This is a genomic window from Micromonospora sp. NPDC048898 (assembly GCF_043198035.1).
Taxonomy (GTDB): domain Bacteria; phylum Actinomycetota; class Actinomycetes; order Mycobacteriales; family Micromonosporaceae; genus Micromonospora.
In genome coordinates this window covers 94,641-115,635 of record NZ_JBICUF010000002.1, presented here as the reverse complement: position 1 = coordinate 115,635, position 20,995 = coordinate 94,641, and the positions used below count along the sequence as shown (strand labels likewise).

The window sequence follows — 20,995 nt, the reverse complement described above, 5'->3', positions numbered from 1 at the left end:
CGCCCCGCGCGAAGCCCGCGCCGGCCGTGGTCGGTTCTACCCACCGACGGACACGCGTCGGCGTAGGTCCTCCGCCGGGTCGATGGTGCGCACGGGATCGGGGACCGGGCCGCGCCGTCGCCACTCGCGCGGGTAGCCCAGCGAGACCTCCTCGAACCGCACCCCGTCGTAGAACGTCGTGCGGGGGATGTGCAGGTGCCCGTAGACCATCGTGGCCGCACCGAAACGCAGGTGCCAGTCGCGGGTGCGGACGGTGCCGCACCACTGGGCGAACTCCGGATACCACAGGATGTCGGTCGGCTCGCGCACCAGTGGGTAGTGGTTGACCAGCACGGTCGGCAGGGCCGGGTCGCGTGCGGCCAGCCGGCGCTCGGTCTCGGTGATCCGGGCGTCGCACCACGCCTCCCGGCTCGGGTAGGGGTCGGGGTGCAGCATCGCCTCGTCGGAGCAGACCACCCCGGCCTTGTACGCCAGATCCAGCGACTCCTGTTTGGTGCGCGCGGCGGGCACCCGGAACGTGTAGTCGTAGAGCACGAAGAGCGGGGCGATCGTGGCGGGGCCGCCCACGCCGTCCCAGACCGGGTAGGGGTCTTCCGGGGTGACGACCCCCAACTGTCGACACATGCGGACCAGTTCCTGGTAGCGCGCCTCGCCGCGGAGCTGCACCGGGTCGTCCGTTGGCGTCCACAGCTCGTGGTTGCCCGGTGCCCAGACGACCTTCGCGAAGCGGGTGCTCAGCAGCGCCAGTGCCCACTCGACGTCGGCGTACCGCTCGGCCACGTCACCGGCGACGAGCAGCCAGTCGCCGGCGTGGTCCGGGTGTAGCTCCTGGACGAACGAGCGGTTCTCCGGGTAGGCGATGTGCAGGTCGCTGACGGCCCGTAGCCGGGGCGAATGGCTCACCCTCCGAGGCTAGGCGGTCATGGTGGGATCGGGCCACCCCTGTCCGGCCCACCTGGGCGGATTCGGCCGCCCGCATATCCGCCGAGTCGGCGGGAAAGCCGTGACGTCCGACAGCCCGAGACCGGAGCAGGAGACAAACATGCCTTTCATCACCGTGGGGACGGAAAACTCCGCACCCATCGACCTGTACTACGAGGATCACGGATCCGGTAAGCCGGTGGTGCTGATCCACGGCTTCCCGTTCAACGGGGCGACCTGGGAGAAGGAAACCAAGGCGCTGCTCGACGCCGGATACCGGACGATCACCTACGATCGCCGCGGATACGGCAACTCCGCCCAGCCGGCGTTCGGGTACGACTACAACACGTTCGCGGCGGATCTGGACGTGCTGATGACCGAGCTGGACCTGAGCGACGTGACCCTGGTGGGACACTCGATGGGCACCGGCGAGGTGATCCGCTACCTGGGTAACTACGGCTCCCAGCGAGTGAGTCGGGCCGTGGTGCTCAGCCCGCTGCAACCCATGTTGGCCAAGGCCAGCGACAATCCGGAGGGTGTCGAGCGGAGCCTCTTCAAGGGCTTCCAGGACGCCATCATCAAGGATCGCTTCGCGTACCTGACGTCGTTCTGCGACGCGTTCTTCAACCCGGATCAGAACATGGGCAAGCGGGTCAGCGAGGAGGCGTACCGGGCGCACTGGCAGATCGGCGCCATGGCCTCCGGCAAGGCCACCCACGACAGTGTGGACGCCTGGCAGGAGGACTTCCGCCCGGACCTGCCGAAGATCGACATTCCGGTGTTGATCGTGCAGGGTGACCAGGACCGGGTGCTGCCCTACCCGGTGACCGGCCAGCGACTCGGGCCGATGATGCCGACCGGCAAGCTCATCACGCTCAAGGGCGCGCCGCACGGTATCCCGTGGACGCACGCCGAGGACGTCAACAAGGCGATCCTGGAGTTCATGAAGCAGCCGGTGAAGGCTCGCGCCTGACCCGTACCGGTAGCCGATCGGACGCCGGCACCGTGCGGTGCCGCGACACCCGGCCCACGGTTCGCACCGGGGCCGGGTGTCGCCGGCGGTCAGGGCCGGAGGGCCACCACCGCGCCGTTGGCGCCCGGGGCGTCGAACGGCACGGTACGCACGTCGACGAAGCCGGCGTCGGCAAGCCAGGTCCGGTATTCCGCGCCCGAGTAGTTGCGCCCGCCCTCGGTCTCGACGAGCATGTTCATCCCCATCAGCGCCGCCTCCGGTGGCCCGGTGCGTTCGTCGTTGAGCAGCAGCTCGCAGACGACGATCGCCCCACCGGGCGGCAGCGCCGCGTGGCAGCGGGCCAGCAGCGCCCGGTTGGTGGGCTCGTCCCAGTCGTGCAGGATCATGCTGAGCAGGATGACGTCGTGCCCGCTCGGCAGCGCCGGATCGACCAGGAAGTCACCGGCCACCGCGTCGATCCGCCCGGTCAGACCGGCCTCGGCGATCCGCTCCCGCGCCCGGACGCACACGTGCGGCAGGTCCAGCACCGTCGCCCGCAGGTCGGGCAGGCGGCGGCAGAACTCGATCGGGAACGCGCCCGCCCCACCGCCCACGTCGAGCAGGCGCTGATGGGCGGAGAAGTCGTACGCGTCGGCCAACGCGCTGGCGGTGAAGCTGGACGTGGAGAACATCGCGTCCCAGAACTGCGCCAGCATCGCCGGGTCGGCGGTGTCGAACATCGACTGCTGGGACTCCGGGTCCCAGGTCAACGGCCGATCGGTGCGCAGGGCCTCGCCGATGCGATGCCAGGGCAGGTAGGTGCGCAGGTCCGAGTAGCGCACCTGCGCGCCGAAGTAGTACGGGCGGCCCTCGACCAGGAACTGCTCGGCCAACTCGGTGTTGCGGTAGCCGGCGCCGGCCTTCTCCAGCAGGCCCAGTGAGGCACTGGCGGCCAGCAACAGGTCCGCGGGCCGGTCGGGCAACCCGAACTCGGCGGAGACGTCCTCCACGGTCATCGTCCGCCCGCCGGCCAGCCGGGTGAACAGGCCGAGCTCGACGCCGACCGCGAGGGTCTTGAACCCCCACACACCGGCCACCAGGCGCATGAGGGGAGTCGGAGTGGTCACGGAAACATCAGATCACAGGTCGTCGAAGTCCACGATGGTCGTTCACGCGCGGATCAGCGTGACCAGCCCGGCCGCGACAAGCACGCCCGCCCACAGCCGGTCGACGTTGAACCACGCCCGACGCAGCACGCCGACCCCGAGCACCTGGTAGACGAGCATCGCCACGGCCACGGCAACGCCGAGCATCGCCGCGGTGTGCACCCCGGCCGCGGCGAGCCCGGACAGCGCACCCACCGGTGCGGCGGCCAGGTGCCCGGAGTGGCCTGCGGGCACCGGCTCGGCCACCAGCACCGGCAACAGCATCAGCCCCGCGCCGTGCGCCGACGACATGAGAAAGGACCAGCCGGCGAGCTGCGCCGAGGACAGTCGCATCCCCGCCCAGCGGAAGTGCCGCTCGGAGAGCAGCCGCCACAGCCCGAAGGCGACGAGCAGCACACCGCCGACCACTGCGAGGGCGGTGCTCGCCGTCACCGACCGGGTCGCGGTGACCAGCGCCGCGACGATGGCCACCGAGGCGAGATGCCCCGCCGCGATCGGCGGCAGCGACCGCAGCAGCGCCGCACGGCTGCGCTCCTGCAAACCCCGGGCCACCGCGAACAGCCACCCCATCGCCGGGTTCAGACCGTGGAACGCGCCGAGCGCGGCGAGCGTCGCCAGGGTGGCGACGGTCACGGAAAGCAGTACGAGTCGGAGGACGCGTCCCCGCCCTGCAACCGGGTCTGGTGCACCCGCAGCCCGCGGAACTCCTCCCCGTGCGGGAAGAACCGCTCGTCCGGGGTGAGCCCACCGGCGTCGGTGTCGACGTCGAGCTTCGCCAGCCAGGCACCCACCCCGTCGGGGTAGAACTGGTCGTCCCACGCGCCGTAGAGGGAGTTGCTGACGTAGACCCGTCGGCCGTCCCGGCTGACCTCGACCATCTGCGGGCCGCCCGCGAGGGCCTCGTCCGGTGCGGACGGGTGGGCGGTGCGGCGGACGATGCCGCCGAGGTGCACCGAGCCGGTGTGCACCGGGTGCAGCGGGTCGCTGACGTCGTACTGGCGCAGTTCACCGGTGCCCCAGCAGGAGACGTAGAGGAACCGGTCGTCGACCGAGAGGTCGATGTCGGTCACCAGTGGCGGCACCGCGCCGAACGGTTTGAGCAGGTCGGGCAGGTCCGCCGGGTCGGCTGGCTCGGCCGGGATGTCGATCACCTTGGTGACCGCCCAGGCGTCCCCGTCGCGGTGCCACAGCCAGACCGAGGCGGACAGGTCCTCGACACTGATCACCACCCCGACGAACCCGTACGACTTCGTCGGGTCGTGCGCCGGGCGCAGCTCCAGCGGCATCTGGTACTGGTCGCCCAGGTCGACCCGCTGCACGTGGCGACGTTTCGCGAGGTCCCAGAAGTGGATGGCGTGCCCGTAGCGTCGGCCCAGCAGCAACTCACCGACGATGCCGTCCTCGATCATCGACGGGGTGCCCCACTCGCTGGTGACCAGCACGTCCTGGGTCAGGTGCCACCACACGTCGTACGCCAGGAACTGCGGACCCCGGTCGGCCTCCCACGCCCCGCGGACCTCGAACGTGGTGTGGTCCAGGATCGCGATGCCGCCAGGGCCCTCCGCGCCGTCCGCGCCACCGAGGGCGGACAGGTAGATGCCGTCCGGGCCACAGTGCACGGTGTGCGGCCGGGAGTAGCCGGCCCGCTTGGCCAGCTCCTCCGGCCCGATCACCTTGACCACCTGCGGCTGGCGCGGGTCGGGTTGGGTGTCGAGCACGTGGATGCGCGACGACCGCAGGCCGGGCACGATCAGGTAGCGCCGCTCGACGTGTGGGTGCGGTGCGGTCGGGCAGAGCGCGCTGCTGCACGCGTTCCAGCCGAAGTGGTGCAGCTCGTCGCCGAGGTGCGGCAGGTCGGTCCAGCCCACGACCCGGCCGTAGTCGGGGGAGTCGGGGTCGGTGTCCAGCACCACGATGGCGTCCGGGCGGCTGGCCGTCCGGTCGAAGGCCGCCACGTAGGCCAGCTTCTCCGCCGGTGCGGTCACCGCCTCGCGGGGCGAGGGATAGAACGTGGGGTCGGGGGTCCAGCGGGTCATTCGCGGCTCCGCTCGTCAGGTGGTGGGAACGCCGAGTCGGTCGAGCAGGTGCCGGCGCAGCGCGCCGAAGGCCGGGTCGTCCGGCGTACGGGTGGGGGCCAGGTCGACGGGAAGGTCCGCCGCGATGCGGCCCTCGTCCAGGAGCAGGATCCGGTCGGCGAGCAGCAGTGCCTCCTCCACGTCGTGGGTGACGAGCAGGGCCGCGAAGCCGTGCTCGGCGCGCAGCCGGCGCAGCAGGACCTGCATCCGCAGCCGGGTCAGCGCGTCCAGTGCGCCGAAGGGCTCGTCGAGCAGCAGCAGGTCTGGTTCGCGGACCAGGGCCCGTGCGACGGCGACCCGTTGCGCCTGCCCACCGGAGAGCTCGGCCGGCCAGGCGCGGTCTCGTTCGGCGAGCCCGACCTCGGCCAGCGCCCGCTGGATCCGGCCGGAGGTGTCCGCTCCGGACAGCCCGAGCCCGACGTTGGGTGCCACCCGTTTCCAGGGCAGCAGCCGGTGCTCCTGGAAGACCACCGCGGCGGTGCCGTGCACGACGATCTCGCCGCTGGCCTCGCCGTCGAGCCCGGCGAGAATCCGCAGGAGGGTGCTCTTGCCGGAGCCGCTGCCGCCCAGCAGGGCCACCACCTCGCCCCGGGCGATGGTCAGGTCGACCCCGGCCAACACGACTGTCGGCCCGAACGCCCGGTGCACCGAGTGCGCGGTCAACACCGGCGTCGTGCCGGTCAGGTGGCCCGCAAGCCGCGACGCCATGTCAACATCCTCCTCTCCAGGACCCGCAGCGCAAGGTCGGATATCAGCCCCAGCAGCGCGTAGACGACCAGGCCGAGCACCACCACGTCGGTCTGGCTGAACTCCCGCGCCTCCATCATCAGAAAGCCGATCCCGGTCTGGGCGTTGACCTGCTCGCCGACGACCAGGCTGAGCCAGGCCGCGCCGATCGCCAGGCGTAGGCCGAGGAACAGGGAGGGCAGCGCGCCGGGCAGCACCACGTGCCGCAGTCGGGCGGCCTGCCCCAGTCCACAGGTACGGGCGGCCTCCACCAGCCGCTCGTCGATGTCCCGGATGCCGGCGTAGGTGTTGAAGTAGATGGGGAAGAACGCGCCCAGGGCCACCAGGCTGATCTTGAGTGACTCACCGATGCCGACCCAGATGATCAGCAACGGGACCAGGCCCAGGTGCGGCAGCATCCGGGCCATCTGCACCGGTGGGTCGGCCAGGTCGTCGCCGAGGCGCAGCAGACCCGCCACCGTGCCCAGGACCAGCGCCAGGACGCCGCCGATCAGCAGTCCCGCCCCGGCGCGGGTGAGGGAGTCCAGCAGGTGCACGAAGAGCGTCCCGTCCCGCGTCAGCCGCCAGCCGGTGGCCAGGACGTCACTGGGCGCGGGCAGCTTCTCCGGTGCCAGCAGCCCGGTCCGGGCGGCCAACTCCCAGCCCAGGACCAGCGCCACCGGGCTGATCAGCCTTCGGTAGCGTCGGGCCGCCCCCGGGCGTCGCGGCGCGGCGGGCGCGGCGGTCACCACCTCGCTGGGTGCCTCGGCGAGGCCGGTGCGGCTCACTGGAAGACCGCGCTGAATCGGTCGTCGACCCGGGACCGCAGGTCGACCGGGCCGGGAATGAGCTCCAGGGCGACGAAGCTGTCGGTGATCGCCTGGAGCTCGTCGCCGATGGCCGGGGTGACCGGGGCGAGAGGCTTGGCGCTGCGGGCCAGGGCACGGCTGGTGACGTCCTGCGGGATCTTCAGCTCCGGCGCGAGGGTGCTGGCTCGCTCCTCGGGGTGGGCGATCCCCCAGTCGGTCACCTCACGGTAGCGCTGGAGGAACGCCCGGATGTCATCCGACCGCTTGTCGACCGCGCCGGGGGAGGCCAGGACGTACTCGCGGTTGCTGGCCAGACCTGTCGCGTCCGCGAGCACCTGCACCCCCGGCTGCTCGGCCAGGGCGAAGTACGGGTCCCAGATCACCCAGGCGTCGATCTGCCCGCCGTCGAACGCGGGCCGCCCCTCGGCGGGCTTGAGGTACTTGACCTGGATGTCCTTCAGGGTCATGTTGTTCGCCTTGAGGAGCTGGACCAGCAGCCAGTGCACGTTGGAGCCCTTGTTGAGGGCGACCGTCCTGCCCTTCAGGTCGGCGAAGCTGCGGTAGCCCCGATCGGCCTTGACCAGCACGGCCTCACCCTGCGGGATCGGCGCGGAGGTGCCGATGACGGAGAACGGGATCTTCCCGGCCGCGGCGAAGACGGGCGGGGCCTCGCCCACCTGTCCGATGTCGATGGACCCGGCCTTGAGCGCCTCGGTGAGCGCCGGGCCACTCTCGAACAGCGACCACTCCACATCCGGTGCCGCGCCGCGCGCCTTGACCAGGCTGAGGCCACCGAAGCGCTGGTACCCGATCCGGAGTTTGCCCTTGGTGCCGCCCGCGTCGGCGGTCCCGCCGCACGCGCTCACCGCGACCGTGGCGAGCAGCGCCACGGTGGTGAGCGCGGCCGTCAGGAGGCGGCGACGCGGAGGGCGGCTCGTCGACGGGGTGGGCATGGCGGCTCCTCGGGTCGGGCAAGCGGGGGTGGTGGCGCGTCGACAGGCGACGGCACCGGAAGTAGCCTACTAACCCGATAGGTTTTATGGGTAGGCTGTCGGCGCGATCGTCCCACCCCTCAGGAGGTGCCCGCCTCGCCGCGTGCGCCGACCGTCCCCGCTGGAGGAAAGAGCCGCGATGACCCTCACCTTCCACTGGTTCCTGCCCACCAACGGCGACAGCCGGGACATCGTCGGCGGCGGGCACGGCGTGCCGACCGGCGCCGCCGGGGGAGCCCGTCCGGCCAGCGTGGCGTACCTGGGGCAGATCGCCCGCACCGCCGAGCAGCTCGGCTTCGTCGGCGCGCTCACCCCGACCGGCGCCTGGTGTGAGGACGCCTGGCTGAGCACGGCGATGTTGACCGAGGTGACCGAGCGCCTCAAGTTCCTGGTCGCCTTCCGACCCGGCCTGACCTCACCCACCCTCGCCGCCCAGATGGCCTCCACCTTCCAGCGGCTGTCCCGGGGCCGGCTGCTGCTCAACGTGGTCACCGGCGGCGAGTCGCCGGAGCAGCGGGCCTACGGTGACTTCCTGGACAAGGACGCCCGGTACGCGCGGGCCGACGAGTTCCTGCACGTGGTGCACGCGCTGTGGCGCGGCGAGACGGTCGACCACGCCGGCCCCCACGTACGCGTCGAGCAGGCACGGCTGCACCGCCTGCCCGACCCGGTCCCGCCTGTCTACTTCGGTGGCTCCTCCGCCGCCGCGCTGCCGGTGGCGGTGCGGCACAGCGACGTCTACCTCACCTGGGGCGAGCCCCCGGCGCTGGTGGCCGCCAAGCTGGCGCGGGTCCGGGCACTGGCCGCCGACGCCGGGCGCGAGGTGCGCTTCGGCATCCGGTTGCACGTCATCGCCCGGGACACCGCCGAGCAGGCCTGGGCGCAGGCCCGGCGACTGCTCGACGGCATCGCCGAGGCCGACATCCGGGCGGTGCAGGACGGGCTGCGCCGCAGCGAGTCCGAGGGGCAGCGCCGGATGCTCGACCTGCACGGCGGGTCCCGCGACGGCCTGGAGGTCGCACCCAACCTGTGGGCCGGCGTCGGGCTGGTCCGCGGCGGCGCCGGCACCGCGCTGGTGGGCAGCCACACCGAGGTCGCCGACCGGATCGCCGAATACCACGCGCTCGGCATCGACGAGTTCATCCTCTCCGGCTACCCGCACCTGGAGGAGGCGTACTGGTTCGGGGAGGGCGTGCTGCCGATCCTGCGCGACCGCGGCCTGTGGCGACACCCCGACGGACCGCCCGGCGTGGCGGAGAGCAACGATGTGCCGTTTGCCGCGATGCCCACGCCGCAGCCGGCCGCGGCCCACTGACCGGCCGGCCCGGCTGGGTTCTGGCTCGCGGATCATGAAGGTCGCTCGTCAGACCCGTTGTGGCACGAGGGATCTGACGCATCACGAGTGGGCTGTGCTGGCACCGTTGCTGCCGACACAGCCCGTTCGCGGTAGCCAGTGACATGACCTGCCCGACGGCCTGCAGATCGCCGGCCGACCCGTGACCTCTGCCGTCACGGCCACATCCACGCCCTGATCGGGCCCGAGCGGGAGTGGCGGCTCACGGTACGAGATTGACCGTGTGGTTGTCGCTGGGTATGTAGACCTCGCGGAGCCCGACGACCCGCGAGTTGGTACTGCCGGTATTCGAGCACCAACTGAAGGCGGTCTGCGGGACGTAGATGGGTCCGTACTGGCCAGTCCACACCGCGCCGTCGGCGGCCTCGGCATAGTAGTAGGCGTAGCGATTGTTCGTGTTCAGCACGTACGCTTGGCCGCCGTTGTCAATGGTCCACCAGCCCCGGGTTCCCCACGAGGAGCCGTCGGCGTTGCAGCCGGTGTCGTAGTACATGATCGCGACCCAGATCCGAGGGCCGTAGCTGTTGCGGAAATGCAGCTGCATCGCTCAGCCCTCCACGGTCCACGGCGCCGGGCGGCGGCTCAGCGGGGTGTTGATGATGCGGCTGTGGTTGGGGGCGAGACGGGCCCCGGAGGCGGTGGCGGGTGCGGGCCCCGTCGCCTGGCCCGGCCGGACGTTGGTAATGCTCCCGGTGCGGGCCCGGTTCGCCTGCTGGGGGGCGATCCCCGGTGCCGGCGGGGCGCCGAAGCCGCCCGGCGCGTCCGGGACAGTCGGCGCACTGGTGTCATTCGCTGACGCGCCGGCACCGACCGCGGCGATGCCGGCGGCAGTCAGGCCGAGCACGCCGCCGATGCGTAGGAGTACGCGCCTGGTGAACGACGCGTCGGCGGGATCGGGTGGATTAGGATACGGGGAATCTGGCATAAGTTGATCCCTTTCTGACTGCCTTCTCCTGCGGGGCGGATCTGGCCGTTTCGGGCGGTCGTTGATCCGACAGGAGATAAGGATATTGGCGCTTCCGTATCGAGAGTATGACGCCTGTTATGAGCCGGTCCAGAGCTTGGAAGAAAGGGCACAACCCGAAAAATCCCGAATGACCACACTGAATGCCTCAGGCAATTCGCGAACTGTCTGAAATTGGCCTCTCGCATCGTGCGCACGCTCGTCGATCAAGGGCAGAGCGCATGCTTCGATCTCCGATCGGCGCGCTTTTGCTCAAAGTCGCGGCAAATCCCTCGATCGACGCACATTCCGGAGCTAGTGGGCGGGTCGTCGTTGCGGCATTCGCCGCGGCTGTGTGGGCTCGCGGCTAGCCGGGCCGACCGGCCCGGCGTTGGGCGAACCGCCGCGCCAGGAAACTGACCGCGATGCTGCCGGCCGCCATGCCCAGCAGCACCAGAGTCCCGCCAACCACCCACAACCCGCTGTCGTCGGTCGACGCGGCCCGCCACGACCAGGCCGCCGTGAACGCCACGGCCATCACCGGCGCCACCAGCCACGGGCTGAGCCGCGTCCCGGCTAGCGCGGCCAGCAGCACGAGCGTCAACACACAGCCGATCACCTGCCACGGCTCGTACGGGCCGCTGGTCGCGCCGGTCTGCTCGTCGACCGTGTACCGGGTGTCCCAGCCCAGCCAGAGGAGCCACGCCGCGACCGTGGCCGTCGCCAGGAACAGAGCACCGAGCAGTGCCCGGGTACCCCTCGTCGCCGTCATCCGGCGATCATGCCCTGCCCGCCACCGCACCGGTATCCGGCCACCGGCGGCGCTCGGGCGCCGGTGGCGTCCCAGACCAGGACATGGACGACGAACACCTGATCCTTGCCGGGCGGGGCGATGGTCGCGAACCCGACGCGGCCCTCCGAGGTGCGGAAGCAGAAGTCCGCTCCGGGCGTGAACGACGCCCGCGGTGATCCGGAGCCGCCGACGGCGCAGTCTGCGTACGCCCGGCGGGGGCGGTCATGCTCTCACCAGCCCGCACGTCGCCGATGCCGCAGACACGCGGGGACGGCCGACGATCCGTGCCGGACTGTTGCCTTGGTCGGTGGCGATCCTCTACGGTCTGCTCAGCGGTGGGCGGTGCGGTCCGCATCCGACCGGATACCGCCGGTTGCCCGTCGTTCGGGCCGGGATGGTGGAGTCCCGGGTCGACCCGTCGGCGGCGGCTCGGCGGTCGTGTGACTCCAGCTCGTAATCCCGGGTGCGTTGCTGCCCGGCCTGGCTCACTGCGGAGCCGACGACGAGCGGGCACGCTTACCCCACCGGGAGAGCCCCGTGTTCCTCAGTCCGCACGAGCAGGACCGCCTGCTCGTCCACGTCGCGGCCGATGTCGCCCGCCGCCGCCGCGAGCGCGGCCTGCGCCTCAACTATCCCGAAGCGGTCGCGCTGATCACCGCGTTCCTGCTCGAAGGCGCCCGCGACGGCCAGTCGGTGGTCGACCTCATGTCGGCCGGCCGGACCGTGCTCGGCCGCGACGACGTCCAGGACGGCATCCCCGAGCTGCTGAGGGAGGTGCAGGTGGAGGCGACGTTCCCGGATGGCACCAAGCTGGTGACGGTGCACCACCCGATCCCGTGATCCCGGGGGAGATCCTGCCGGCCGCCGGCCCGGTGGAGATCAACGCGGGTCGTCCGGTGACCACCCTGCTCGTGGTCAACACCGCCGACCGACCGGTGCAGGTGGGTTCGCACTACCACTTCGCCGAGTGCAACCCGGCGCTGGCGTTCGACCGGGCTGCCGCCTGGGGGCAACGGCTCGGGGTGCCGGCGGGGACCTCGGTCCGCTTCGAGCCGGGGATCAGCCGCAGCGTCGACCTCGTCCCGTTCGGGGGAGCGCGCATCGTGCCAGGGCTGCGCGGGGAGTGCGCCGGCCCGCTGGACCCGCCGGCCGACGGGTCCCCGGAGTGAGCGCCGTGCGGCGGGACCGCTACATCGACCTGTACGGACCCACGACCGGTGACCGGATCCGGCTGGCCGACACCAACCTGCTGATCGAGGTGGAGACCGACCACTGCGTGGGCGGCGACGAGGCGGTCTTCGGCGGCGGGAAGGTGATCCGCGAGTCGATGGGGCAGTCCCGGGCGACCCGCGCCGAGGGGGCGCTGGACACCGTCATCACCGGTGCCGTGGTACTCGACCACTGGGGTGTCATCAAGGCCGACGTGGGGCTGCGCGACGGGCGGATCGTGGCACTCGGCCGGGCCGGCAACCCGGACACCATGCCCGGCGTCCACCCCGACCTGGTCATCGGCCCGGCCACCGAGGTGATCGCCGGCAACGGGCGGATCCTTACCGCCGGCGCCGTGGACACCCACGTGCACTTCATCTGCCCGCAGATCGTCACCGAGGCGTTGGCCAGTGGCATCACCACGATGGTCGGCGGCGGCACCGGGCCGGCCGAGGGGACCCGGGCCACCACCGTCACCCCGAACGCCTGGCACCTGGCCCGCATGCACGAGGCCCTGGACACGCTGCCGGTCAACGTGCTGCTGCTCGGCAAGGGCAACACCGTCTCCACCGAGGCGCTCTGGGAGCAGTTGCGCGCCGGCGCGGGCGGTTTCAAGCTGCACGAGGACTGGGGCACCACGCCTGCGGCGATCGACGCGTGTCTTCGGGTGGCCGACGCGTCCGGGGTCCAGGTGTCGATCCACACCGACACGCTCAACGAGGCCGGTTTCGTCGCCGACACCCTGCGCGCGATCGGCGGCCGGGCCATCCACTCGTACCACACCGAGGGCGCCGGCGGCGGGCACGCACCGGACATCATCACCGTGGCCAGCGAACCGAACGTGTTGCCGTCGTCGACGAACCCGACCCGGCCGTACACCGCCAACACCCTCGCCGAGCACCTGGACATGTTGATGGTCTGTCACCACCTCAACCCGTCCGTGCCGGAGGACCTGGCCTTCGCGGAGAGCCGGATCCGGCCGTCCACGATGGCCGCCGAGGACCTGCTGCACGACCTCGGCGCGATCTCCATCATCGGCTCCGACGCGCAGGCGATGGGCCGGGTCGGCGAGGTGATCATGCGGACCTGGCAGAGCGCGCACGTGATGAAGGACCGGGTCGGCGCACTGCCGGGCGACGGGGCCGCCGACAACCACCGGGCCCGACGGTACGTCGCGAAATACACCATCTGTGCCGCCATGGCCAACGGGTTGGAGGACGAGGTCGGCTCGGTCGAGCCGGGCAAGCTCGCCGACCTGGTGCTCTGGGACCCGGCGTTCTTCGGCGTACGACCGCACCTGGTGCTCAAGGGCGGCATGATCGCGTACGCCCAGATGGGTGACGCCAACGCGTCGATCCCCACGCCGCAGCCGATGCTGCCGCGGCCGATGTTCGGTGCGTACGGCGCGGCGGCCGCCGCCACCAGCCTGGCCTTCGTGGCACCGGCGGCCCTGGACGCGGGGCTGCGCCTCGACGTGCGACGGCGGGTGGTGCCGGTGCGCGACGTGCGGTCGCGGGGCAAGGCCGACCTGCCGGAGAACAACGCGATGCCGCGCATCGAGGTGGATCCGGACACGTTCACGGTCCGGATCGACGGGCAGGTGGTGGAGCCGGACCCGGTGACCCGACTGCCGATGGCCCAGCGGTACTTCCTGTTCTGATGGCGACACCGAGCATGCTCTTGCTGTTGGCCGACGGACGCTTCCCGGCCGGGGCGCACGCGCACTCCGGCGGTCTGGAGGCGGCCGTCGCCGCGGGCCGGGTCACCGACCTGACCTCGTTGGAGGCGTTCCTGGCCGGGCGGCTGGCCACCGCCGGTCTGGTCGGCGCGGCCTTCGCGGCAGCCGCACACCGGGCAGCGAAGCCCCAGGTCGCCGACGTGTCCACACGGTCGGGCATGCTTGCCCAGCTCGACGGGGAGCTGGACGCGCGTACCGCGTCGCCGACCCTGCGGGCGGTTTCCCGCCGGCAGGGCCGGGCGCTGCTGCGTGCCGGACGGGCCATCTGGCCGGATGCCCCGTTCGGCGACCTGCCCGCGACGCCGGGCGGCGCACACCAACCACTGGTGCTCGGGCTGCTCTGCGCGTCGGCCGGGCTGTCCCGTCTCGAAACCGCCACGGTCGCCGCGTACGGGACGCTGACCGGGGCGGCCAGTGCCGGCGTACGGCTGCTCGGCCTCGACCCGTACCAGGTCCAGGCCCTGCTGGTCGGTCTTGCCGACGCCTGCGACGGCACGGCCGCCGAGGCGGCCCGCGCCGCCGACGATTCACCGGAGCGGCTGCCGGCCGCTGCCGCTCCACTCGCCGACATCCATGCCGAAATCCATGCCACCTGGGAGGTGCGTCTCTTTGCGTCCTGAGACTGTTGTGCCGAGCGCTGTGCCCGCCGTCGAGCCGACCACGCCGCCGGCCGACCCGTTCCACGACGAGAGCGTCCCGCACACCCATCCCGAACCGGGGGTCGACCCGCACCCGCCGCTGGCCCGGGCGGGGCGTGCCCTGCGGGTCGGCATCGGCGGCCCGGTCGGGTCCGGCAAGACGGCCCTGGTGGCCGCGCTCTGCCGTGCCTTCGCCGACGAGCTGCGGCTCGGCGTGGTGACCAACGACATCTACACGACCGAGGACGCCGACTTCCTCAGGCGGGCCGGAGTGCTGGACCCGGCCCGCATCCGCGCGGTGGAGACGGGCTGCTGCCCGCACACCGCGATCCGCGACGACATCGGCGCCAACCTGGACGCCGTGGACGAGTTGGCCGAGGCGGTCGGCCCGCTGGACCTGGTCCTGGTCGAGAGCGGTGGGGACAACCTGACCGCGACCTTCAGCCGGGGCCTTGTCGATCGGCAGATCTTCGTGGTCGACGTGGCGGGAGGGGACAAGGTGCCGCGCAAGGGCGGACCCGGCGTCACCGCCGCCGACCTCCTCGTGATCAACAAGACCGACCTGGCGCCGATGGTGGGGGCGGACCTGGCCGTGATGGACCGCGACGCGCGGGCCCGACGTGGCGACCTCCCGACCGTCTTCCTGTCCATCGTGGGCGACCCGACGGCGAGCACGGTCGCCGACTGGATCCGGCACGAGTTGGCCCACCACGCCGCCTCGCACCCCCTCGCCGTACCGGTCGGCCCGCTCTGATGCGGGCGTCCGCCCGGATTGTCGCTCGGGCCGACGGTCGGGGTGGGACGGTCCTGGTCGAACTACACGGCGAGACGCCACTGCTGCTGCGCCAGACCCCGACCGACGGCGGTGTCGCCACCGTGCACCTCGTCGGCGGGGCGGCCGGGCCGATCGCCGGTGACGATCTGCGCCTGGACATCGAGGTGGGACCGGGCGCGGCCGTCCGGGTGCACACCGTCGCCGCGTCGATCGCCCTACCGGGCCGACCGGGCGCGGTGTCCCGGATGGCGGTGCGGGCGGTCGTGCGGGCCGGGGCCATGCTGACATGGCTCCCCGAACAGTTGGTCGCGGCGGCCGGCTGCGCGCATCTCGCCGAATCCAGAATCGACCTGGCGGCCGGTGCGAGCCTGCGCTGGCGTGACGAGCTGATCTGCGGCCGGTACGGCGAGACGCCCGGCGGGGCCGTCGTGCACACCCAGGTCGACTACGCGGGCCGGCCGCTGCTGCGCCAGTCCCTGGCGGTGGGCCCACAGGCACAGGGCTGGGCCGGGCCGGCGGTGCTCGACGGCGCGCCGGCCACCGGCTCGCTACTGGTGGTCGACCCGTCGCGACCCGCCGAGCCGCCGCACGTCCGGCCCGACGCGGCCGTCGCCCGGCTGCCGCTGGCCGGCGGGCCGGCGACACTGTGGACCGCCACCGCTCCCGACGCGCACACCCTGCGCGCCCACCTCACCGTGTGAGGCGAGGGCGGCCCCACACACGGTGAAGGGCCGGTCAGTCGTGACCGGCCCTTCACCACGTGCGTCGTGGTTGGTGTGTAGCAGGGACCACGTCAGCACGGGATCACAGGGAGAAGGTGCCGATCGCCTTCCAGTTGTACTCGTTGATCCCAGGCTCCCACAGGGTCACCTCGCCGTTGATCTGCGTCGTCCCTGGCGCGTACACCATCATCGAATAGCTCGACCCGTATCCGGAATCCCACTCACTGTTCCACCCGCCCAGTGACGAAGAGATGTACTTGGTCGTGTTGCCGCCGTACGGGTTCCCGGTCACCCGAATCCAGTTCGAGTGGCAGGACCAGGAGTAGAAGATCTGGATGGTGGCGACCTGCTGACCGGTGTAGCGGTCGGTGACCGGTCGCGTGGCGATCTGTGAGGCGTTGGCGTTGCAGCCGGTGGTCGCCGGATCCTTGCCGTCGTAGTAGTTGCCCCCACCGCTGGTGCCGTCGGCCTGGGCGGGTGTCGCGACGGACATCACGAGCGCCACGGTCGTTGCGAGCGCGGCTACGAGCCGATGCGGCACCGTGGCCTTCCTGATCATTGTCAACACGTCGCTTTCCTCTCTGTCCTACCCCGGGGTAGTGGTGCGAACGGGGACGCTGGGCTTGCCTGTCCAGCTTCGGAGAGAGGCGGGTGCGCCGCTATTGACCCGGTGCGTATCTGTGCTCGTGCGGCCTGTGCGACAAAGTCGTACCCCGCTCGTTCAGAACGGCCTGAGCTTGGCGGCGACGGCTGAACGTTGTCGGACACCGAACTTCTTGAGGATGCGAGTCACGTGCGTCTTGGCCGTCTTCTCGGAGATGACCAGGCGGGTGGCGATCTGTTCGTTGGTCAAGCCGTCGGCGATGAGCCCGGCGATCTCGCGCTCTCGGGGAGTGAGCGTGATCAGCAGATCACCGCCCTCGGTGGTGGGCATCAGCAGGATCTCGGCGATGTCGGTCTGTAGGCGCTCACACTGCTCCAGTAGGTCGCGGAGGACGCGGTCGGTGGAGTCGGCGCCGTCGCCTGGACCATGGATCACCGAAGTGATCTTCTCCTTCATGGAGCCCAACGCGTGGCTCACCATCTCGACGACACCGGGAACGGACCCGTGAGTCAGCGAAGTTCGCTCGCCTCGATCGGCGAACCCGGCCATCTCGTGCGCGTCCTCCCGTTCGCGGGCCAGGGCTCGCATCGTCCGACGGGCAAGCCACTCGAACGCCCGGACAACCTCGTCGCCGTAGGCGTCGGGCTGGTAGGTCAGCATCGACGCGAGCCCGGCGACCCGCTGTCCGCCCTCGACGGACTCGAGCAGGGGGACGACGATGGCGTCGCTGGAAAGGCGTTCGTGGTCACCGAAGGTGTGGCCCTTGTGAAGCAGGCGACCGTGGTCGGACGCGTACCGGTAGGCTCGCGCGTTCTTCTTGATCCACGCGGTGAGGCCGTCCGGACCGTAGGCCTGGAAACCGGCGTGCTCGTGCTCGTGCCCGTCGTAGACGTAGGGGATCACCAGCATGTGCTCGTCGCGGAGGAAGGCGATGTAGAAGCTGTCTACCGGTGCGATGGTGGACATCGTGACTCGGACGAGGTTGTAGAGCTTCCGGTGATCGCGCGGAGCGAGATGTCGGATCGAGAAGTCGGCGGTCTCCAGTGCTCGGGCCACGACGAGTGAGAAAGCCCTGCTTCCATCGGTCACGCATTGAGTATGGATGCCCACTCAAAGCGACCAGTCCGCTCCGGCTGCCGGCGAGCGCAGGACGCCGGCGTGCGGGATGATCGTGCCGCGCTGCCCCGCGCTGCTGGTCTGGGTTGGGGCCAGAGGTTGGTCAGGGGGGGTCAGCGGCGGGGGCCACCGGCCGGGCCGGCGTTGGCATGGACGCGTTGGCGGGCCGGGTCGAGACGGCTGATCAGGTCGTCGAGCGCGCCGACCAGGTCGCCGTCCTGCGTCCCACCCGGCTCGGTGGCCTGCGCGATGCCCAGCTCGGCGAGGCTGGCGCGGACCCGCTGGTCGAGGCGGTCGTGCTCGCGTCGGCCCCGGGCCGTGAGGTAGGCGCGGATCCGTCGGCGGTCGATCGGATCGATCCGGCGGAAGACGAGGTTGCGGTCGACCAACTGGTCGACGAGCTTGGTGAGGGTGCCGGGAGGCAGTGACGCCTCGGCGGACACCTCGCTCATCGGGTGGCCCTGGCCGTCGGCGAGCAGGCAGAGCACCCGCCACGCCTCGATGGTCAGCGCGTCGTCGGCCAGGACGGCGCCCAGCCGGCGGGAGAGCAGCCGTTCGGCGCGGGTGAGCGAGCGCAGCAGGTCAGCTGGCGCCCCGGGCACATCTGACATGAAACTCCCTGGTCCGGTGGCTCTGTCATGCTACCCAGTCGTCCCGGTCCGTGGTGAGCTCTGGCCTTCCGTCGTGGGCCGGGCAATCATGTGCACATGTCCGCGCCGGCACCGCCGTGGCTGACCGTCGACCGTGCCGTGGTCAGCATCGCCCTGGTCTACCCGATGCGCGGGCCGGCCGGCATGTTCGGCCCGACCTGCGAGCTGTGTGCGCAACTCGCGGTCGAGGAGATCAACAGGTGCGGCGGGGTGCTGGGCCGGGAGGTGCGGCTGGTGCCGGTCGACGGGGGTGCGCCGCCGGCCGAGGTGGCCGCCGAGGTCGAGGCACTGGTGTCGGTGGGGGCCGTGCAGGGTGTGACGGGGTGGCACATCTCCTCGGTGCGCCAGGCGCTGGCGCCCCGCGTCGCGCATCGGGTGCCGTACGTCTACACCGCACTCTACGAGGGCGGTGAGCGTACCGAGGGGGTCTTCCTGACCAGCGAGACGCCGGACGCCCAACTGTGGCCGGCGATGCGGCTGCTCGCCGGAGAGCAGGGGGTGCGTCGCTGGTTCGTGGTCGGCAACGACTACGTGTGGCCGCGGCGTACGGCGCGGGCGGCCCAGCGGTACGCGCTGCGGTGCGGCGGGCAGGTGGTGGGCCAGCACTTTCTGCCGTTGGACGCGCACGACTTCGACGAGGTGCTGCGCCGCATCGAGCACAGCGACGCCGACGCGGTGTTGATGCTGCTGGTCGGTGCGGACGCGGTGCGGTTCAACCGGGCGTTCGCCCGCTCCGGGCTGGACCAGCGTTGTCTGCGGCTGAGCACCCTGATGGACGAGAACATGCTGCTGGCCAGCGGTGCCGGTGCGACCCGGCGGCTGTACAGCACCGCGGGCTTCTTCGCCGGGCTGGTGACCCAGGAGAACCTCGACTTCCACGGCGAGTTCGCCAGTCGTTTCGGGATCGAGGCGCCGCCGCTGGGCAGCCTGGGGGAGTCCTGCTACGAGGGCGTGATGCTGCTCGCCGCGCTGATCGGCCAGGCCCGCACCCTCGACGTGCGGGCCATCGAGACGGCCGCCGACACCGTGGCGTACCACGGGCCCCGCGGGCGGTTGCGGCTGCGCGGGCGGCACGTACGTCAGCGCATCTACCTCGCCGAGGCCGACGGGCTCGACTTCAGCGTGCTCGCCCAGCTCTGACCGGCGACCGGACGCGACCCTTGACAGCCGTACCCGCTACGGCCCTAAGATACTTCCTGCGTGAAGGATCTGCCCCTGCGGGCAGTCACCACCAATGTGTGTCCCCGATCGGCGAAAGCATTCGCCGACCATTGTGGTGGCAATTTATCCGAGATTTCCAGCGGCCGACACCGTCTTTCCCTGACGGTGTCGGCCGTTTTTTGGCGACCGTGCCGCGCGGCTGGCGGGAAACACTCAATTAAGGGCTGGGAAACACGATCGCAATGATGTCGGTCGACGCTTTCCCTGCCCGTATCCGCTGCGGTGCCCCGGTGGCGTCCACCCGTCGACCCCGGCATCGCCCACCTCAGATCCACCGGACCGCACCGACCGTCCATTCGCCACTTGAGCGCACCGCAGGGGAGAATTGATGTCATTATTCCGGGGCCGCCGCATCCTGGCGGGTGCCATGACCCTGGTCGCCGCGGCCGCGATGACCGCGTGCGGCAGCAAGACCACCGACGCGGGAAGTGCGACAGGCGTCACCGCCGACGTCTCCGGCGACACCGTCAAGGTCGGCCTGCTCAACTCGCTCTCCGGCACCATGGCGATCAGCGAGGTCACCGTCCGCGACTCCATCATGCTCGCCGTCGATGAGATCAACGCGGCCGGCGGCGTCCTCGGCAAGAAGATCCAGCCGGTCGGTGAGGACGGCGCCTCGGACTGGCCCACCTTCGCCGAGAAGGCGGAGAAGCTCATCTCCGAGGATCGGGTCGCCGCCGTCTTCGGCTGCTGGACCTCGGCCAGCCGTAAGGCGGTCAAGCCGGTTTTCGAGAAGAACAAGGCGTTGCTGTTCTACCCCGTGCAGTACGAGGGACTCGAACAGTCGCCCTACATCTTCTACACCGGCGCGACGACCAACCAGCAGATCGTTCCCGGGCTCGACTACCTCAAGGCGCAGGGTGCGAAATCGGTCTATCTGGTCGGCAGTGACTATGTGTTTCCCCGGACGGCCAACAAAATCATCAAGGCGTACGCGGCCGCCAACGGGATGACCGTGTCCGGCGAGGACTACGCACCGCTCGGGTCCACCGAGTTCGGCACGATCGTCAACAAGGTCAAGTCGTCCGGTGCCGACGCCGTCTTCAACACCCTCAACGGTGACAGCAACGTGGCCTTCTTCAAGGAGTACAAGTCGGCGGGCCTGACCGCCACCGCGATGCCGGTGGTGTCGGTGTCGATCGCCGAGGAGGAGGTCAAGGGCATCGGCACCCAGTACCTGGAGGGTCAGCTGACCGCCTGGAACTACTACCAGACCACGCCCGGGGCGGCGAACTCGAAGTTCGTGGCCGCGTACAAGGCCAAGTACGGGGCGGACAAGCCGACGAGTGACCCGATGGAGGCCGCGTACGTGGCGGTGCACCTGTGGAAGGCGATGGTCGAGAAGGCCGGCGCCTTCGACGTGGAGAAGGTCCGCACCGCGTCCGGGGGGATCACCTTCGACGCGCCGGAGGGCATGGTCACTGTCGACGGACCGACCCAGCACATCGCCAAGACCGCCCGGATCGGCAAGATCGGCGCGGACGGTCTGATCACCGAGGTGTGGAACTCCGGCAAGCCGGTGCAGCCGGACCCGTACCTCAAGACCTATCCGTGGGCGAGTGGCCTGAGCTGACGATGCCGGCCCGGGCGG

23 protein-coding genes are annotated in these 20,995 nt (G+C 70.9%); 10 read left to right on the top strand and 13 right to left on the bottom strand.

Translation table 11 applies throughout. The features are described from left to right. Positions 1 to 36: 36 nt before the first annotated feature. On the bottom strand, positions 37 to 903 hold the full coding sequence (locus ACGFIQ_RS07450; protein ID WP_393240673.1) for a metallophosphoesterase family protein: 867 nt from the start codon (positions 901 to 903) through the stop codon (positions 37 to 39). Positions 904 to 1,042: 139 nt separating this feature from the next. On the opposite strand from ACGFIQ_RS07450, the gene ACGFIQ_RS07445 reads away from it, so the two are divergent. Beyond that, positions 1,043 to 1,894, top strand: a complete 852-nt coding sequence (locus tag ACGFIQ_RS07445) for an alpha/beta fold hydrolase (RefSeq protein ID WP_393240670.1) — start codon at positions 1,043 to 1,045, stop codon at positions 1,892 to 1,894. Positions 1,895 to 1,983: 89 nt separating this feature from the next. On the opposite strand, the gene ACGFIQ_RS07440 is transcribed toward ACGFIQ_RS07445, so the two are convergent. Genes ACGFIQ_RS07440 through ACGFIQ_RS07415 form a run of 6 tightly spaced genes read right to left on the bottom strand, consistent with a single transcriptional unit; the run spans position 1,984 to position 7,602 of the window. Continuing rightward, a complete protein-coding gene (locus ACGFIQ_RS07440) occupies positions 1,984 to 3,000 on the bottom strand; it encodes a methyltransferase (protein WP_393240667.1) in 1,017 nt (338 codons plus the stop codon). A gap of 42 nt (positions 3,001 to 3,042) precedes the next feature. After that, complete coding sequence (locus ACGFIQ_RS07435; RefSeq protein WP_393240665.1) at positions 3,043 to 3,672, bottom strand: hypothetical protein; 630 nt, start codon at positions 3,670 to 3,672, stop codon at positions 3,043 to 3,045. Further along, on the bottom strand, positions 3,669 to 5,075 hold the full coding sequence (locus ACGFIQ_RS07430; RefSeq protein ID WP_393240662.1) for a selenium-binding family protein: 1,407 nt from the start codon (positions 5,073 to 5,075) through the stop codon (positions 3,669 to 3,671). The genes ACGFIQ_RS07435 and ACGFIQ_RS07430 overlap by 4 nt, the downstream gene beginning before the upstream one ends. Before the next feature lie 15 nt (positions 5,076 to 5,090). Then, positions 5,091 to 5,822 (bottom strand): ABC transporter ATP-binding protein, encoded by a 732-nt coding sequence (locus ACGFIQ_RS07425; protein WP_393240659.1) that lies wholly within the window; start codon positions 5,820 to 5,822, stop codon positions 5,091 to 5,093. Beyond that, positions 5,795 to 6,628, bottom strand: coding sequence for an ABC transporter permease (locus tag ACGFIQ_RS07420; RefSeq protein ID WP_393240656.1), 834 nt, complete (start codon positions 6,626 to 6,628; stop codon positions 5,795 to 5,797). Before ACGFIQ_RS07420 ends, ACGFIQ_RS07425 begins: the two co-directional genes overlap by 28 nt. Beyond that, positions 6,625 to 7,602: an aliphatic sulfonate ABC transporter substrate-binding protein gene (locus ACGFIQ_RS07415; protein WP_393240654.1), complete on the bottom strand. Its 978-nt coding sequence runs from the start codon at positions 7,600 to 7,602 to the stop codon at positions 6,625 to 6,627. Before ACGFIQ_RS07415 ends, ACGFIQ_RS07420 begins: the two co-directional genes overlap by 4 nt. 178 nt (positions 7,603 to 7,780) lie before the next feature. On the opposite strand from ACGFIQ_RS07415, the gene ACGFIQ_RS07410 reads away from it, so the two are divergent. After that, the gene (locus tag ACGFIQ_RS07410) at positions 7,781 to 8,956 is read left to right on the top strand and encodes an LLM class flavin-dependent oxidoreductase (protein WP_393240651.1); all 1,176 of its coding nucleotides are present in this window, start codon (positions 7,781 to 7,783) and stop codon (positions 8,954 to 8,956) included. 241 nt (positions 8,957 to 9,197) lie between these two features. Here the strand turns inward: ACGFIQ_RS07410 and ACGFIQ_RS07405 are convergent, their stop codons facing one another. The 3 genes from ACGFIQ_RS07405 to ACGFIQ_RS07395 all read right to left on the bottom strand — a co-directional run bounded on the left by ACGFIQ_RS07405 (position 9,198) and on the right by ACGFIQ_RS07395 (position 10,710). Next, the gene (locus ACGFIQ_RS07405; protein ID WP_393240648.1) at positions 9,198 to 9,539 is read right to left on the bottom strand and encodes a DUF1036 domain-containing protein; all 342 of its coding nucleotides are present in this window, start codon (positions 9,537 to 9,539) and stop codon (positions 9,198 to 9,200) included. A 3-nt stretch (positions 9,540 to 9,542) separates the two neighbouring features. Then, on the bottom strand, positions 9,543 to 9,920 hold the full coding sequence (locus ACGFIQ_RS07400) for a hypothetical protein (protein ID WP_393240646.1): 378 nt from the start codon (positions 9,918 to 9,920) through the stop codon (positions 9,543 to 9,545). Between the two features lie 385 nt (positions 9,921 to 10,305). Then, positions 10,306 to 10,710, bottom strand: a complete 405-nt coding sequence (locus ACGFIQ_RS07395) for a hypothetical protein (protein ID WP_393240643.1) — start codon at positions 10,708 to 10,710, stop codon at positions 10,306 to 10,308. Positions 10,711 to 11,268: 558 nt separating this feature from the next. Here ACGFIQ_RS07395 and ACGFIQ_RS07390 point away from each other — a divergent pair. The 6 genes from ACGFIQ_RS07390 to ACGFIQ_RS07365 are packed head-to-tail and all read left to right on the top strand — an operon-like array spanning position 11,269 to position 15,792. Beyond that, the gene (locus tag ACGFIQ_RS07390) at positions 11,269 to 11,571 is read left to right on the top strand and encodes an urease subunit gamma (RefSeq protein ID WP_393240641.1); all 303 of its coding nucleotides are present in this window, start codon (positions 11,269 to 11,271) and stop codon (positions 11,569 to 11,571) included. Then, positions 11,568 to 11,900: an urease subunit beta gene (locus tag ACGFIQ_RS07385; protein WP_357372400.1), complete on the top strand. Its 333-nt coding sequence runs from the start codon at positions 11,568 to 11,570 to the stop codon at positions 11,898 to 11,900. The genes ACGFIQ_RS07390 and ACGFIQ_RS07385 overlap by 4 nt, the downstream gene beginning before the upstream one ends. Further along, entirely contained in the window at positions 11,897 to 13,600 is a 1,704-nt protein-coding gene (locus ACGFIQ_RS07380) for an urease subunit alpha (RefSeq protein WP_357520768.1), read from the top strand. The genes ACGFIQ_RS07385 and ACGFIQ_RS07380 overlap by 4 nt, the downstream gene beginning before the upstream one ends. Further along, positions 13,600 to 14,298: an urease accessory protein UreF gene (locus tag ACGFIQ_RS07375; protein WP_393240637.1), complete on the top strand. Its 699-nt coding sequence runs from the start codon at positions 13,600 to 13,602 to the stop codon at positions 14,296 to 14,298. The genes ACGFIQ_RS07380 and ACGFIQ_RS07375 overlap by 1 nt, the downstream gene beginning before the upstream one ends. A 19-nt stretch (positions 14,299 to 14,317) precedes the next feature. Further along, the gene (ureG, locus tag ACGFIQ_RS07370; RefSeq protein ID WP_393242147.1) at positions 14,318 to 15,070 is read left to right on the top strand and encodes an urease accessory protein UreG; all 753 of its coding nucleotides are present in this window, start codon (positions 14,318 to 14,320) and stop codon (positions 15,068 to 15,070) included. Beyond that, on the top strand, positions 15,070 to 15,792 hold the full coding sequence (locus ACGFIQ_RS07365; RefSeq protein ID WP_393240634.1) for an urease accessory protein UreD: 723 nt from the start codon (positions 15,070 to 15,072) through the stop codon (positions 15,790 to 15,792). Before ureG ends, ACGFIQ_RS07365 begins: the two co-directional genes overlap by 1 nt. Before the next feature lie 103 nt (positions 15,793 to 15,895). On the opposite strand, the gene ACGFIQ_RS07360 is transcribed toward ACGFIQ_RS07365, so the two are convergent. The 3 genes from ACGFIQ_RS07360 to ACGFIQ_RS07350 all read right to left on the bottom strand — a co-directional run bounded on the left by ACGFIQ_RS07360 (position 15,896) and on the right by ACGFIQ_RS07350 (position 18,144). Next, positions 15,896 to 16,306, bottom strand: a complete 411-nt coding sequence (locus ACGFIQ_RS07360; RefSeq protein ID WP_393242144.1) for a DUF2690 domain-containing protein — start codon at positions 16,304 to 16,306, stop codon at positions 15,896 to 15,898. A gap of 228 nt (positions 16,307 to 16,534) precedes the next feature. Next, positions 16,535 to 17,506, bottom strand: coding sequence for a response regulator transcription factor (locus ACGFIQ_RS07355; RefSeq protein ID WP_393240631.1), 972 nt, complete (start codon positions 17,504 to 17,506; stop codon positions 16,535 to 16,537). A 140-nt stretch (positions 17,507 to 17,646) separates the two neighbouring features. Next, positions 17,647 to 18,144, bottom strand: a complete 498-nt coding sequence (locus ACGFIQ_RS07350; protein ID WP_393240628.1) for a MarR family winged helix-turn-helix transcriptional regulator — start codon at positions 18,142 to 18,144, stop codon at positions 17,647 to 17,649. A 96-nt stretch (positions 18,145 to 18,240) separates the two neighbouring features. Between ACGFIQ_RS07350 and ACGFIQ_RS07345 the strand changes: the two genes are divergently transcribed. Both ACGFIQ_RS07345 and urtA read left to right on the top strand, forming a co-directional pair. Then, on the top strand, positions 18,241 to 19,323 hold the full coding sequence (locus ACGFIQ_RS07345) for a substrate-binding domain-containing protein (protein ID WP_393240625.1): 1,083 nt from the start codon (positions 18,241 to 18,243) through the stop codon (positions 19,321 to 19,323). 409 nt (positions 19,324 to 19,732) lie between these two features. Then, on the top strand, positions 19,733 to 20,977 hold the full coding sequence (urtA, locus tag ACGFIQ_RS07340) for an urea ABC transporter substrate-binding protein (RefSeq protein WP_393240623.1): 1,245 nt from the start codon (positions 19,733 to 19,735) through the stop codon (positions 20,975 to 20,977). Positions 20,978 to 20,995 lie beyond the last annotated feature (18 nt).